The organism is Sphingomonas sp. (assembly GCF_041661825.1).
Lineage (GTDB): Bacteria > Pseudomonadota > Alphaproteobacteria > Sphingomonadales > Sphingomonadaceae > Sphingomonas.
Genome location: NZ_JBAZTU010000005.1, coordinates 179,804 through 193,821 on the forward strand (window position 1 = coordinate 179,804; position 14,018 = coordinate 193,821).

16 protein-coding genes are annotated in these 14,018 nt (G+C 66.5%); 7 read left to right on the forward strand and 9 right to left on the reverse strand.

Going from position 1 to position 14,018, the window contains the following annotated elements:
- Window positions 1-48: 48 nt before the first annotated feature.
- The 5 genes from WC729_RS23060 to WC729_RS23080 form a co-directional block, all read right to left on the reverse strand.
- Window positions 49-300, reverse strand: coding sequence for a hypothetical protein (locus tag WC729_RS23060; RefSeq protein WP_372856797.1), 252 nt, complete (start codon window positions 298-300; stop codon window positions 49-51).
- 39 nt (window positions 301-339) lie between these two features.
- A complete protein-coding gene (locus WC729_RS23065) occupies window positions 340-621 on the reverse strand; it encodes a hypothetical protein (protein WP_372856798.1) in 282 nt (93 codons plus the stop codon).
- A 50-nt stretch (window positions 622-671) separates the two neighbouring features.
- A complete protein-coding gene (locus tag WC729_RS23070) occupies window positions 672-893 on the reverse strand; it encodes a hypothetical protein (protein ID WP_372856799.1) in 222 nt (73 codons plus the stop codon).
- Between the two features lie 179 nt (window positions 894-1,072).
- Window positions 1,073-2,113: a zinc-binding dehydrogenase gene (locus WC729_RS23075; RefSeq protein ID WP_372856800.1), complete on the reverse strand. Its 1,041-nt coding sequence runs from the start codon at window positions 2,111-2,113 to the stop codon at window positions 1,073-1,075.
- 70 nt (window positions 2,114-2,183) lie between these two features.
- Window positions 2,184-3,095 (reverse strand): LysR substrate-binding domain-containing protein, encoded by a 912-nt coding sequence (locus tag WC729_RS23080; RefSeq protein WP_372856801.1) that lies wholly within the window; start codon window positions 3,093-3,095, stop codon window positions 2,184-2,186.
- 168 nt (window positions 3,096-3,263) lie between these two features.
- Here WC729_RS23080 and WC729_RS23085 point away from each other — a divergent pair, with 168 nt between their 5' ends.
- Both WC729_RS23085 and WC729_RS23090 read left to right on the forward strand, forming a co-directional pair.
- The gene (locus WC729_RS23085; RefSeq protein ID WP_372856802.1) at window positions 3,264-4,547 is read left to right on the forward strand and encodes a spinster family MFS transporter; all 1,284 of its coding nucleotides are present in this window, start codon (window positions 3,264-3,266) and stop codon (window positions 4,545-4,547) included.
- Between the two features lie 86 nt (window positions 4,548-4,633).
- Window positions 4,634-5,563: a phytanoyl-CoA dioxygenase family protein gene (locus WC729_RS23090; protein WP_372856803.1), complete on the forward strand. Its 930-nt coding sequence runs from the start codon at window positions 4,634-4,636 to the stop codon at window positions 5,561-5,563.
- Here the strand turns inward: WC729_RS23090 and WC729_RS23095 are convergent.
- Both WC729_RS23095 and WC729_RS23100 read right to left on the reverse strand, forming a co-directional pair.
- Entirely contained in the window at window positions 5,560-6,372 is an 813-nt protein-coding gene (locus WC729_RS23095) for an IclR family transcriptional regulator (protein WP_372856804.1), read from the reverse strand. The genes WC729_RS23090 and WC729_RS23095 overlap by 4 nt on opposite strands.
- Window positions 6,372-7,190 (reverse strand): IclR family transcriptional regulator, encoded by an 819-nt coding sequence (locus tag WC729_RS23100; RefSeq protein WP_372856805.1) that lies wholly within the window; start codon window positions 7,188-7,190, stop codon window positions 6,372-6,374. Before WC729_RS23100 ends, WC729_RS23095 begins: the two co-directional genes overlap by 1 nt.
- A gap of 148 nt (window positions 7,191-7,338) precedes the next feature.
- On the opposite strand from WC729_RS23100, the gene WC729_RS23105 reads away from it, so the two are divergent.
- From WC729_RS23105 to WC729_RS23120, 4 genes are read left to right on the forward strand one after another with little or no spacing between them, the layout of a single operon-like run.
- Complete coding sequence (locus WC729_RS23105; RefSeq protein ID WP_372856806.1) at window positions 7,339-8,376, forward strand: alcohol dehydrogenase catalytic domain-containing protein; 1,038 nt, start codon at window positions 7,339-7,341, stop codon at window positions 8,374-8,376.
- Between the two features lie 2 nt (window positions 8,377-8,378).
- Complete coding sequence (locus WC729_RS23110; protein WP_372856807.1) at window positions 8,379-8,930, forward strand: NADPH-dependent FMN reductase; 552 nt, start codon at window positions 8,379-8,381, stop codon at window positions 8,928-8,930.
- Between the two features lie 10 nt (window positions 8,931-8,940).
- Window positions 8,941-9,234, forward strand: a complete 294-nt coding sequence (locus WC729_RS23115) for a putative quinol monooxygenase (RefSeq protein ID WP_372856808.1) — start codon at window positions 8,941-8,943, stop codon at window positions 9,232-9,234.
- A gap of 47 nt (window positions 9,235-9,281) precedes the next feature.
- Complete coding sequence (locus tag WC729_RS23120; RefSeq protein ID WP_372856809.1) at window positions 9,282-10,457, forward strand: acyl-CoA dehydrogenase family protein; 1,176 nt, start codon at window positions 9,282-9,284, stop codon at window positions 10,455-10,457.
- Here WC729_RS23120 and WC729_RS23125 read toward each other — a convergent pair.
- Window positions 10,451-10,942 carry a cupin domain-containing protein gene (locus tag WC729_RS23125; protein WP_372856810.1) on the reverse strand — a complete coding sequence of 164 codons (492 nt, stop codon included), beginning with the start codon at window positions 10,940-10,942 and terminating at the stop codon, window positions 10,451-10,453. The two genes, WC729_RS23120 and WC729_RS23125, sit on opposite strands and share 7 nt — an antisense overlap.
- Window positions 10,943-11,199: 257 nt before the next feature.
- On the opposite strand from WC729_RS23125, the gene WC729_RS23130 reads away from it, so the two are divergent.
- Complete coding sequence (locus tag WC729_RS23130; RefSeq protein ID WP_372856811.1) at window positions 11,200-12,537, forward strand: FG-GAP repeat domain-containing protein; 1,338 nt, start codon at window positions 11,200-11,202, stop codon at window positions 12,535-12,537.
- A 304-nt stretch (window positions 12,538-12,841) separates the two neighbouring features.
- Here WC729_RS23130 and WC729_RS23135 read toward each other — a convergent pair whose 3' ends face one another.
- Entirely contained in the window at window positions 12,842-14,017 is a 1,176-nt protein-coding gene (locus WC729_RS23135; protein WP_372856812.1) for a cupin domain-containing protein, read from the reverse strand.
- Window position 14,018: the final 1 nt, after the last annotated feature.

A 14,018-nucleotide genomic window follows, 5' to 3' on the forward strand; every position in this document is an offset into this window, starting at 1 on the left:
ACAGGTTGGCGGGAGGCGGTCCGTTATCTGCACCTAGGATCGCGCTGGCTAGGCTCCGATCGTGCGATCGCGCAGGTTGATGCTTTCGTACAGTGCAAGCAGCCGGTCCGTTTCAGCGATTACGCTCTTCTGTTCCGTCAGCCAGCGCTGGGTGGCGTCAGTCATCGGCTCGCCCTCACGCCCGTCATGCAGCGTGGCACCGCCTTCGATCAGCCAGACGATGTCGCGCGCCCGGGTGCGTTGCAGGCGCAAATGAGTCATCCATTGCTCGACCATGTCGGACGGTACGGCACGGTCCATGACCTTCTCCATTCGCTCCGCTACGCCGGTCGCCATGGATCAGCCGGCGACCATCGGCATTGCGGGCCGGGGTTGACCGGCAAACCCCCGATCAGGGTTTTCGCTCAACGTCCGATCCCAGGAAATGGGTCCGGTCGTCGTGTCGGTGGTCAGGCCGGCCTGCGCCTGGCGTGCTTCCCGCCGCTCGGCCAGCACGGCTTCCTTGCCCCAGGCGTTCGCGGCCCCGGTGGCGATGTTGCGGACATTGTCGAGATGGGCTTCGGCCGCGCGCGACCGTTGCTGCGCTTCCTGCGTGCGGCAGAACTTGGCTGTGGGTTGCATGGGTCGTCCTTTCGAAGGAGGGAGTCGCGTCGACGGACCGTGCCGTCGGCTCAGCGCGCCAGCGAACTGCCCCAGGGCGTGCGGATCACCGGCCCCTTGATCACGCGCGACCCAAAGGCCTTGGCGACGATGGCGCTGCCGTCGGCATTCATGAAGACGACGCGCGTGCCGCTGGGTTGAAGGGCTTCGATCGCGCTGATCACCGCGCCGTGCTTGGCGGCCATGGCCACCACTTCGTCGTGCGTTGCGTCGACATTTACTGCGCGAGACATGAGATGCTCTCCAACATGCGAGGCCGCGCCAAAAGGCACGGTCTTCCCGCCAGAGCGGGAGCATGAAGCATCTCTCAGTCGCACCCGTGCTCATGATGAAGCGGGGCGATGGCGTCTATATGGGGTCGCGACGGCCGATTTACCAGTTGCGATGGCGTAATGATCCGCCGGGCGCTGGTTTAGTCGCCGGGAATCAGCAGCACTTTCGACGTTTCGCCAGCACGGCACAGGGCGAACGCCTCGATCGCCTGTGACAAGGGCAGGCGATGGGTGATGAGCGGGGCGAACGCCTCGGGTCGCTTCGCCATCAGCGCGATCACGCTGGGCCAGATGCGCGGGGGAATGCGCGAGACGCCGCGGACCTGCAGGCGCTTGCGCACCAGCAGGCCGATATCGAGTGGCCCGCTTGCTTCTCCCATACCGGCCATCGCCAGTATCCCGAGTGGGCGAAGCAGCGCCAGCGCCTGATCGATGACGCTGGCAACGCCGGCAGCCTCGATCGCGATGTCGAAGCCGTCGCCGGCGAAAGCGGACAGTCGTTCGGCCGCGTCGGGTTCGCTCATGTCGAACAGGTGGTCGAAGCCGAGCGTCCGCAGTGTTGTGAAGCGTGCCGCGTCGGACAAGCCGACCACCGCGACCTCCGCCGCACCCATCTCGCGCGCCAGCACTGCTACACCCTGGCCGATCGGGCCGGGACCATAGACCAGCACGCGCTGGCCGGGCTCGAAGCCGGCCACGTCGAGCGCATAGGCAGCGACGCTCAGCGGCTCGACCAGCGCACCGAGTTCGAGCGGAATGTTGGCGGGCAGGCGGTAGACATAGCTTCCCGGTACGTTGAGCAACGGCGCGAATGCGCCGTCCATCACCATGCCGACCGGGCGGCGATCGAGGCAACCGACCGGATCGCCGGCGCGGCAGCGGGCGCAGTCCCCGCACGCCACCGCCGGATTGACCACCACGACATCGCCGATCGCGACCGAGGTGACGCCGTCGCCGACCGCGATGACGTGCCCGACCGTCTCATGTCCCAGCGTGACCGGCAGCGCCTTCGCCATCATCGCACGGTAACCGGCGCCCCATTTCTGGATGCCGAGGTCGGTGCCGCAAATGCCGGTCGCCGCGACGCGGATCCGCACGTCGGCGGGGCCGGGCGGCGGCGGCTCGGGCACGTCGCGCAGCTCGAGACCCTGGTCGTCGCGCCTCTTCTGCAACGCTAGCATTCGTCTCTCCCGGCCCGACGCCCTTGCCGGAAAATTATCACCGAACGCGGACGTTCGCGCGGATTTAATCTCATGCCGGCATGACGGTCGCCCCGCACTCGATGAAGTTGCGCACCATCGGCCGCTCGTCGTCGCTCCGGCGCGCGGCGCAGATGGTCGAACGGATCGGGGAGTCGATCCGGCGATAGACGATACCCGGCAGTTGCAGGCTGTCGACGCTCTCGGGCAGGATGGTGACGCCGAGGCCGGAGCCGACCATCGAGATCGCGGTCTGCCAGCCCGGCACTTCCTGCACCACGCGCGGGGTGAAGCCCGCCTCCACGCAGAGCGCGATCACCGACTCCATGCTGGTCGACGCCGGATTGCGCGGGAACAGGATGAAGGGATCGTCGGCCAAACCCGCGAGATCGAACGGCACGCCGGGGTCGGCGAGAACATGGCCCGCGGGCAACACGGCGACGAACGGCTCGGTGTGGAGCGTGACCAATGCCGCGCCCTCGATCGGATGGGCGTCGCGGAGCAGGGCCGCATCGATCTCGCCGCGCCGCAGCGCCTCGAGCAGCGCGTCAGGCATCAGTTCGGACAGCGCGATCTCGACCCGGGCAAAGTCGCGACGAAAACTGTGGACGATCGCGGGCAGGAGCCTGAGCGCGGTGGTCGGAGTGAAGCCGACCGCGAGCCGTCCCGCGTCGCCGGTCGCCACCGCGCGCGTACGTTCGATGCCGAGCGAAAGCTGCTGGAGCACCGTGCGTGCCGTCTCGGCAAAGGCTTCGCCTGCCGGGGTGAGCGAGACGTTGCGGGTATCGCGATCGAAGAGCGGGTGGCCGAGCGACTGTTCGATCCGCCGTATCTGCTGGCTGAGCGGCGGCTGGGCGATGCCGAGCCGGATCGCCGCGCGCCCGAAATGCAGCTCCTCGGCCACGACCAGAAAGGCATGGAGATGCCGAAGCTCGATCAGCGGCGGCGGACGCAGCGTGGTCATCGTCTTTTCGGGGGAGTGGGGCAGAGTCGATCTCCCGGCGCAGGCATCGAGCATATCGGAAGGGCTCCCGTACGAGTCATGATTTTTTGCCCGGCGCCGACGCGCGAGTCATCGCCGCATGAGATAAGCTCGTTTCGCGATTCCCCGACGCCCGGTGATGCTCCGGCGATGGAGAGACCCGAACCGGCCGCGCCCGCGGGGCGCCTGCACTCCTGGTATGTGCTCACGCTGCTGTTCGGTGTCTATGTGATGAACATGGCGGATCGCCAGATCGTCGGCATCCTGGCCGAGGACATCAAGCGCGACCTCCACCTGACCGACGGACAGATCGGCATCCTTGCCGGGCCGGCTATCGCGTTCTTCTATGCGATCCTCGGCGTGCCCATGGCGTATTTCGCTGACCGCACGCATCGCGTGCGCTTCATCGCTGCCTGTATCGCCGTGTGGAGCGTCATGACCATGCTCGGCGGGCGCGCGGGCAACCTGATCGAGCTGGCCGCGACGCGCGTCGGGGTCTCGATCGCGGAGGCGGGCGGATCGCCGTCCTCGGTATCGCTGATCGCGGATCACTTCCCGGCGCGGCGACGGGGAACGGCGATGGCGATCTGGACCTCGGCGACGACTGTTGGGCTGTTCGTCGGCTTCGCGATCGGCGGCGTGGTCAACCAGGAGCTTGGCTGGCGGACGACCTTCTTCGCGGCCGGCATGCCCGGGCTGGTCCTGGCGCTGTTGCTGGTCTTCACCACGCGCGAGCCGGTGCGCGGTGCGGCAGATATGACGCCGGGCGTTGCGGCGGGATCGAAGAACCTGTTCGCGACCTTTGCGTTCCTCTGGCGGATCAAGGCGTTCCGCCAGTCGATCTTCGCGGTGGCCTTGTGCAATTTCTGCGTGTTCGCAGTGCTGAGCTGGGCGCCGTCCTTCGCGGTGCGCCGCTTCGCTTTGGGCACGGCCGAGGTCGGCGGCGTGATGGGCACCGGCATCGCACTCGCCGGCGGCACGATGATGATCCTGGCCGGCATCGCGACCGACGGGCTCGGCCGGCGCGGGCTGTGGCGTCCGCCCGTCGCCGTCGCGACGATGCTGGTGCTGTCCGCAGCGCTGTTCACCGGCGCCTTCCTCGCGACTGACTTCCGTACCTTCGCCGTGCTGTTCGTGCTCGGCTATGCGGCGCTGATGACCAACCCGCCGATCAGCTGGGTGATCCTGCAGACCTATAGCCCGCCCGAGATGCGCGGCATGGCGACAGCGGTGCTGCTGCTGGTGATCGCACTCTGCGCCAGCGTGCCGGCGCCTCTGATCGTCGGCTATGCGAGCCAGGCCCTGGCGCCGAGCGTTGGCGCAGCGAGTCTTGGCTACGCGCTGCTCGCGGCGCCGATTGCGGTGGTCGCGGCGGCGATCCAGTTCCTCCGGGTAGCCCGCACGATCCGTCGCGAGGGTCCGCGGACTATGTAATTTTGACGTCTCAAACTCGCGTGAATCGGTATTTGACGATGAAGGCGCAGAGGAAGATCGTCGGCGTAGGAACTGAGGAGAGAGACATGGCAACCGCACACGCCACCCGCCTGATCCCCAAGCATGTCGTGACCCCGGCCGAGGCCGAATCCTTTCGCGACCTGGGTTTCGTTCTGCCGGCGCAGGGCCTGGATACCGAGACCACCGCGGCGATGGTCGGAGCGATGGAGGATGTCTTCACGGCCAACCCCGACTGGCACAATCTCGTCCGTATGCCGCATATCCCGCTGCGCCCCGGCGTGCTGGAAGGGGTGATCGGCGGCGAGGAGCTGTTCAAGATCGCGATCCACCCGACGATCCTCGCCGCAGCGCGCGATCTGATCGGCCCGAACCTGATCCTGTGGGGCGGCGAGATCTTCGCCAAGCCGGCGAGCATCGGAAAGGCGACGCCGTGGCACCAGGATTGCTACAACCCTTCGGTCAAGGCCGGGCCGGGGCGCAGGGACCCCAAGAGCGTGATGATCTGGATCGCGGTCGACGATGTGAATGTCGATAATGGCTGCCTGCGCTTCGTGCCGGGATCGGGCAAGAACGGGCGGATCGAGCATATCATCGGCACCAATGACGATGCGCTGCTCAATTTCGAGGTCGACAAGACCGTGGTGGATTTCGACAGCGCGGTAAATGCGGTGCGGGCGCCCGGGCAGTTCTCCGGTCATGACGTGTTCGTGGTACACGGTGCCAATGCCAACACGTCGGGGCGGCGGCGGGCGGGGCTGACCTTCCACTATATGGATGCGGCCGACACCTATGATCGCAGCTTCGGCATGGCCAAGGGGACGGGTGCCGCGGGCAAGCCGGCGCCGATCGCGCAGCGGCCGATCTGGCTGGTGCTGGGCGAGAACCACAACCCGCTCAACGATTTCGCGACCGGGCACCAGCATCTCGGGGATCTGGATGCGATGGCGGAGGAACAGCGGGTTCGGTTGAACGCCGAATGGGCTGAGCCTCGCTAAGCCGGGGCTACGGTCCGATCGAGGTTGATCACGATCTCGTCGGGCGGGATGTGCGCGAAGGGAGAATCGAAGCCTGACGGCTCCAGTGCGATCTCCGCCTCCAGCGCATCGCGCACGCCGCGCGCAACGTCCTCGTCATCTGCCGCCGCTAGGTCCGAGCCGCTGATCGCGATCGAGGCCAGCACTTGGCCGTCGGGATCGCGCACCGGCAGTGCGAAGGCCGACTGATCCTCGCCGGTGGAACGCTGCGCCAGGCCTGCCGCGCGGACGGTGGCCAACGATGCTTCCCAATCACCCCCGGCATCGTCCGGATGCCGCCGGGCGATGAAGGTGCGGTAGGCCGCCACGGCCTCCTCCGGCAGAAAGGCCAGGATGCCGAGCCCCGAGATGTTCCGGTGCAGCGGCGTCACCTCGCCGAGGCGGTCGCGGTGATAGATGTCGTGACTGCCATAGACGCCGGCCAGCCGCAGCCCGTACCAGCCGAGCCGCACCGTCAGCGATGCGGTCTCGCCGGTCCGTTCGGCCAGCGCACGAAGGTGCGGGCGGCTCGCGGCGTGCAGACGGAAACGATGGACCAGCGCGCGGTTCAGCAGTTGGGGCATCTGCCCCAGCTCGTAGCGCGGCATGTTCTGATGGCGGACGAGATAGTCCGATTCCTCGAGCGTGATCAGCGCGCGGTAGACGGTCGAGGCGGGCAGGCCGAGGCGCCGGCTGATCTCCGACACACCGAGCGGCTCCTCGGTACGCGCGACCAGGCGCAGTACCTCGAACACATGGATCGCGGAGGAGTTGATCGCGGTCCGCGCCATCAGTTGAGCTCCGATCCGGCGTCGTCCGCCGGGAACAGGCGCGACCGGCGGTTGAGGTCGGCGACGATCTCGATCAGCTCGGGCATCTGGTCTTCGAGCTGCGCCGCGAAGCGCTCGCGCGGGCCGCCGACCGAGATGCTGCCGTGCAGCCGGTTGTCGAGGTCCCACACCGGGAAACCGACCGACACCATCTGCGGCGCGCTGGCGCGGACCACGCGGGCCTGGCCCTCGCGGCGGATCTTCTCGACCTCGGCGAGCAGCAGGGCGGACTCGACCAGTTCGCCGGTGCGCGGATTCCGGAGCGGTTCGTTGCGCGCGATATAGTCGCGGATCGCTTCGTCATCGTCGAACGCCAACAGCACGCGGCCGCTCGCAGGACCGAACAGCGGGAAGAGCGCGCCGACCCGTACACGCCAGACGCCATGCTTGCGCGTCTCGACCCCGTCGATCAGCACGGCATAGTCGCCGCCACGCACGGCGAGGCCGACCGATTCCCCGGTCAGCGCGTTGATCCGCCGGACATAGGGCGCGCACAGGGTGCGGAAATCGGGTTCGACCGCGAGCGGGTTCTGCAGCTCGAGCACACGGTAGCCGAGCTGGTAGCGCGACCCATCCTTCTCGCGAACCAGATAGCCCTGTTCGACCAGGGTGGTCAGCGCGCGATAGGTCATGTTCTTGGTCATGCCGAGCAACAGGCTCAGCTCGGTCACGCCATAGCCCGACACGTCGGACGCGAAATTGGAAAGGACCTGGAGCACGCGGACGGTCGCCTTGTTGAGCTCGCGTTCGCCGCCCACACTTTCCGTCTTCGTCGCCACCATAAGGCTTCCCTATGGCATTGGCCGGGCGGGCGCAATTTGTCCGGCAAGATGTTTTCGCAATGACCTAAGCTGGTCGCGCAATGAGTTTTAATAGCTTCGCCGCTTGCGCCAACGGCGCCAAATACAACGCCCAAGGAGAGCGACGATGAGCGGGACAATGCGCGCCTATCAACTGGTGCGCGCCGGCGAGGCGCAAATGGTCGATCTGCCGATTCCCGAGCCGGGGCCGGGGCAGGTCCGGCTGCGCATGGCGGGTGCTGGCCTGTGCCACAGCGACCTGCTGGTGATCCACGCCGACCCTGCGTTCTTCCCGCTGCCCGCGATCCTGGGCCATGAAACCACCGGCTGGGTCGACAAGCTCGGCGAGGGCGTCGAAGGCGTCGAGTTGGGCGCGGCGTACGGCATCTATTTCCCCTGGGGATGCGGCCAGTGCAGCCCGTGCCGGCGCGGCGCGGAGAATGTCTGTGACAAGGCGCCGATGGTTCCCGGCTTCGGCTGCGGGGTGGACGGGGGCATGGCCGAGTACGTCATCGTCGATAATGTCCGACACTTGATCCCGCTCGGCTCGCTCGACCCGGTCGCGGCAGCGCCGTTGATGTGCGCGGGCATCACCACCTATCACGCCATCCTCCAGGCCGAGCCGCTGCTGGGTCCGGGGTCGAGCGCGGTGGTCATCGGCGTGGGCGGGCTCGGCCATATCGCGATCCAGGTCCTGCGGACGCTGACGCCTGCGCGGATCATTGCGGTCGACCGGCAGCCGGAAAAGCTTGTCCATGCCCGCGCGCTCGGGGCTGACCTGGCGATCGAGGCGGGCGAGGCCGCCGCCGCTGCCATCCGCGCGGCGACCGGGGGGCTTGGTGCAGGACTGGTGCTCGATCTGGTGGGCAACGATGCGACGCTCGCTTTTGCGCAGAGCGTGCTGGCGCAGGGCGGGCAGTTGCAGATCGTCGGGGTGGGCGGCGGCACCCTGCCGCTACGCTTCCACGAGATGCCGCGCGATGCGACCGTCGCGGTGCCCTATGCCGGGACCTGTAGCGATCTTCGCGCGGTGGTGGGGCTGGCACAGCAGGGCCACGTCCATGCCGAGATCGTCGAAGTGCGGTTCGACGAGCTTGCCGATACCTATCGCCGGATGGAGGCGGGAACCTTGCAGGGCCGCGCCGTCCTCGTGCCGGAGCGCTGAGCGTGGCGGCACCGCTCATCCTCGGCATCGGCGGCACCACGCGGGCCGGCTCCTCGTCGGAAACCGTGCTGCGCGCGGCACTCCGCGAGATCGAGGCGCTCGGCGCGACGACTGAAATCCTGGCCGGGCCCGATCTCGTCATCCCGCTCTACGCGCCGGAGAATCCGGAACGCGATCCCGCCGCCGCGCGGCTGGTCGACCTGTTCCGGCGCTGCGACGGCGTGATCATCGCCTCGCCCGGCTATCACGGCTCGATCTCGGGCATGATCAAGAATGCGCTCGACTATGCCGAGGATACCGCGCGCGACGACCGGCCCTATCTCGATGGACGCGCGGTCGGCTGCATTGCCTGCGCCTATGGTTGGCAGGCGACCGGATCGACCCTCATCGCGCTGCGCACCATCGTCCATGCGCTGCGCGGCTGGCCGACGCCGCTCGGCGTCGCCGCCAACACCACGATGACGCTGTTCGACGAGGAGGGTGGGTGCATCGATCCGGGGCTCAAATCCAACCTGTCGATCATGGCCGGCCAGATGATGCATTTCGTCCGCTGAAGGAAACCCGATGACTGTCCTGCGCCACTACAAGATGACCGCCGCCGAGGATCGCGCGACCGATCTCCACGCGGCGCTCGTCGATCTGGCCGTGAAGGTGACGCCGCTTCCCGGGTGCGAGAAGGTCGAGTTGTTCGCCGATCCGAAGGACGGCGCGACCTTCGTCTTCGTCGAGCATTGGCGATCGATCGAGGACCACGAGGCCGCCGGTGCGGCACTCGGCAAACATGCCTTTGCGCCGGTCGCCGCCACGCTCTCCGCGCCGCCCGAGGGCCGCTATCTGGAGCCGATTCCGCTCGGGTGATCGCCCGCGCCGTTTCCGGTGCTATGACCGGCGAAACGGAGAGACGGATGCTGTTCGAACTGGGCGTACGGGATACGCAGGAACAGGGCGAGATTCGCCGCGCGGTGCGCAAGCTCTGCGCCGACTTCCCGGGCGACTATTGGCGCGCGAAGGATCGCGACCGGGCCTATCCCACCGAGTTCGTCGCCGCGCTGACCCAGGCCGGCTTCCTCGCCGCGTTGATCCCCGAAGATTATGGCGGCTCGGGTCTGACGCTCGGCGATGCGGCGGTGATCCTGGAGGAGATCCAGGCATCGGGCTGCAACGGCTCGGCCTGTCACGCGCAGATGTATGTGATGAACACGATCCTGCGCCATGGCAGCGCTGACCAGAAGGCGGCGTATCTCCCCAGGATCGCAACCGGCGACTTGCGCCTGCAGGCCTTTGGCGTGACCGAGCCGGGATCGGGCACCGACACGCTGGCGCTGCGCACCACGGCGGTGCGCGACGGAGACCGCTATATCGTCGACGGGCAGAAGATCTGGATCTCCCGCGCCGAGCATTCGGACCTGATGCTGCTGCTCGCGCGCACCACGCCGCGTGATCAGGTTGCGAAGAAGACCGAAGGCCTGTCGGTGTTCATGGTCGACATGCGCGAGGCCTTGGGCAACGGCATGACGATCCGCCCGATCCGGACGATGATGAACCACGGCACGACCGAGATCTTCTTCGATCGGCTGGCCATTCCCGCCTCAAGCCTGGTCGGCGAGGAAGGGCAGGGGTTCCGCTACATCCTGTCCGGCATGAATGCGGAGCGGATCCTGATTGGCGCCGAATGCATCGGCGACGCCAAATGGTTCATCGAAAAGGCCGCCGCCTATGCCGGCGAGCGCGAAGTGTTCGGCCGGCCGATCGGCCAGAACCAGGGCGTGCAGTTCCCGATCGCGCGCGCTTATGCCCAGATGCGCGCGGCCGAGCTGATGGTGCACGAGGCAGCCACGCTCTACCAGTCGGGCGCGAACGCCGGAGCTGAGGCGAACATGGCGAAGATGCTCGCGGCCGAGGCGAGCTGGGCTGCGGCGGAGGCCTGTGTGCAGACGTTCGGCGGGTTCGCCTTTGCCGAGGAGTATGACGTCGAACGCAAGTTCCGCGAGACCAGGCTGTACCAGGTCGCGCCGGTCTCGACGAACCTGATCCTGTCCTATCTCGCCGAACATGTGCTCGGGATGCCGCGCTCCTATTGAGCGGCGGGCGCCCGGGGTACGTGCATCGAGATCAGCACCAATTCGCCATCGATCGCGGTGAACTGGTGCGGCGTGTTTTCGGGCACGACGAAGAAATCGCCCTTTGCGACCTTCCGGTCGGTGCCGCCCTCGATGCTTGCCGGCGGTGGCGGCGCGCCAGCTGCGACGGCGGCCCTGACCATCTTGCCGCCCGTGGTGAGCGTGCCGCTGCCGCGGATCACGAAGAAGAACTCGGCCTGCTTCTCATGGATGTCGGCGCCCGCCGGCGTCATGCGGCGATGGATGATCGGACGATAAGGTGCGAGCTGGAGCAATGGCTGCGTGATGACGGTCGTTGCCGCGCGCGGGTCGCTCTCGGCCTTGGCGATCATCGCCGCTATTTCCGCAGCAGGTACATAGGTCTTGTCGGGTGTCGGCGCAGTTTGCGCAAAGGTGGGTGTGGCGAGCGTGAGCAGCGCGATCCCCGCGCATAGGTGACGGTTCATAGATCCTCCCCTGGCCTGGCGTTCGCTGCCGGGAGATCGTCGCACCCCGGATCGACGCCTATGTGCTGCCGCAATAATTGCACACAATCTGGTGAGGTGTATACAATTCATTGTGGAGGGCCGCAGGCTCGTGTATCCAGGTCTGCATAACCCGTGCGGGACCGGTACCCGCACGAACGCGGAACGATAGTGAGGCCGTGTAGCTGGCCGCTTCTCTCGCTGACATCGTCCGCTGGGAAAGCCGGGGGAGGATGATCATGCGAGCACCATCGCGCACTTTGCTGTGCGCCACCGCGTCCGCCATGGCGGCGGCCTTCGCGCTGACGGCGTCGCTACCGGCGCAGGTCGTGCCCCAGACACTGCCGCCGATCACTGACCCCGCCACTTATGTCGGTTTCGCACCACCCTCGGTGACACCCACGCCCAGTGCTGTGCCAGCCGTTGCAGCGCCGCCGGCGCCGGCGGCGCCTCAGGTTACCGCTCCTTTCGCGCGGCACATTATCTCGCAGAATATTCGCGGCGCGTACGTCGTCCTCGCGGCGGACATGAACAAGGACGGCAAGACCGATGTGATCGCGCTCGGCCAGCGCGAGGATTATTTGATCTGGTACGAGAACCCCTATTGGACGCCGCACGAGATAATTACGCCGATCCCGTTGAAGCAGATGGTCAATATGGACTCGGCCGACACGGACGGCGACGGCATTCCGGAAATTGCCGTCACCTATGCCTTCAATGCGGATCCGAAGCTCAGCATCGGCAACATCGCCATCCTGCACAACAGCGGCGGCGACGCGACCGCGCCCTGGACGATGAAGGTGTTCGATCAGGTGCCGGCACCGCACCGCGTGCGCTTCGCCGATCTCGACGGCAGCGGGAAGCTTGCGCTGCTGGTAGCCCCGATCCTCAACGCGAAAGCGCAACCGGTGCCGACCAATGATCCCGATCGGTTGCCGACCCCGCTCTATGCCTATCATGCGCCCGACTGGAAGCGGGAGCTGGTGAGTGTGGAGAATATCGGTGAGGTCCATGCGCTGCGCCCATTCGACTGGGATGGCGACGGCCGGCAGGAAGCCATCACCGGCGGGCAGAGCGGCATCTACGGCCACAGCTTTGGCACGGACGGGAAGTGGAAACGCTTCCTGATCGCCAAAGGCAACCCGGCACCCTGGCCCGATAACGGCGCGAGCGATGTCGGTTTCGGCAAGCTCGGCGCCAAACCCTATTTCGCGGCGATCGAGCCGTTCCACGGCAATCTTGTCGTGGTCTACACGCTGGATGGGCGGGGCAGATACCAGCGCAATGTGATCGACAACGAACTGAAGCGCGGCCACGGCATCACCATGGTCGATGTCGATGGCGACGGCGTGACCGAGATCGTCGCGGGCGGCGGCGGCGGCGCGGCCAACACCTTCCTCTACAAGGCGACCGATGCGACCGGCCGGACGTGGAAGAAGATGCTGATGGACACCAGCATGGCCGTGCAGGATTGCGTGACCGCTGACCTGAAGGGCGATGGCAGGAAGCGCGACGTGATCTGCCTCAGCGGGCAGGTGCCGAACAACCTGACCTGGTACGACTATGCGGGGAAATGAAGGCGCGGCCGCACCAACGAGAATTTCCCTGTTCCTGGCGATTAACAGGGAAATTAACAGGGAATTTCTTTTTTCCGGCGCGATTTTAGCTGAAATTGATGCATTTTTATTCATTAAAACAGCTAGTTGACCAGCAATTCCCTGTTCCTGAATAACAGGGAATTCCTCGGGAATAACAGGGAATTTCCCGGCTCGAACAGGGAAATCCCTGGGCAATTGTCCAATGCTGAGAAAGAGCGCGGCAGGCCCCGAGACCTGTCCAGCGCCATGTTGTCCAATCCTGCTCCTTGTTGAATCGATCCGCTCAGTTTTTCTCGACCAGCAGGATGCCTGCCTTGGCCAGCACGACGAGGCTCTTCTTCAGATTGGCGATGGCGGTGTCGCCGGTCAGCCGTGCCGTCAGCTCCAACACCGGCACCGCACGCGTGTCGCGTAACTGCTCGAGCGCGGGCACCAGATCGGCGGGCAGCACATAGAGCTTGCCGTTCGCCTTGAACTCGACATTCGTGCCGGCCGCGATGAAGGCCAGCCGGTGCCCTGCGGTCAGCCGGATGGTGCTGCCATCCGCGATCGGCCCGAACTGCTCATAGGGTGCGCCGGGCAGGTTGACACGCGGGCGGGGGAAGCTGTCGCCTTCCCACTCCCGCTGGAAGGCAGCGATCAGGTCGTCGTCCATCGCCTGGGCCAGCAAGGTGCGGAGCGTTTCCAGATGGACCTGCTGCCCCGCGGCATCGTCGAGCGCGGGCAGGTCCTGCCGCACCGCCTCATGCCGCGGTAGCCTGGCGATCATCCAGCGCAGCAGGTCCATGCCGTTCGGGGGGATGGTCGCGAAGGTCAGGTGCAGGCTCGGCTCGTTGACCGGATAGGCCATGTGCCACCAGCCGCGCGGAATATAGATCGCGTCGCCATCCTCCAGCAGCCCGTCCCACACCGGCGGACTGGTCGGGCGCGGCGGGGCCTCGATATCCTCCTGCAGCGGATGGAGCCGGGTCGGCTTGTAGACCTGCCAGCGCTTCCTGCCCGACAATTGCAGGATCACCGTATCCTGGCTGTCCCAGTGCAGGTCGAAGCCGTTCTGGCTGTGCCATCCGGCATAGAGGTTGACGTAATTGCCCGACCGCAGCGCCTCGCGGAACGAGTCCGACAGGTCGCGCACGCGCGGCGCGAGTTCTTCCACCGCGTCGAGGATCAGGGTGGCGCCCCCCGCCAGGCAGGCAGCGAACTTGCCCGAATCGAGCCGCGGCGTGCCACCCAGGCCCGGCGAGAGGTAGCGGTTCGGGTCGAGCGAGCGCCCGTCCTGGGCCAGCTTGAAGCGAGGCGGCGAGAGCCGGTGCCGTTCGAGGATCGCGTTGAGATCGTCCCAGGTCAGCAGGCTGGTGAAGCGTCCGGCCGCGCCCTTCATCTGCGTAAAGCTCTTGCCCCAATGATCGGACAGGAATGCCTGTCGCGTCAGGGGAGCGATGACGTCGTCGAAATTCATG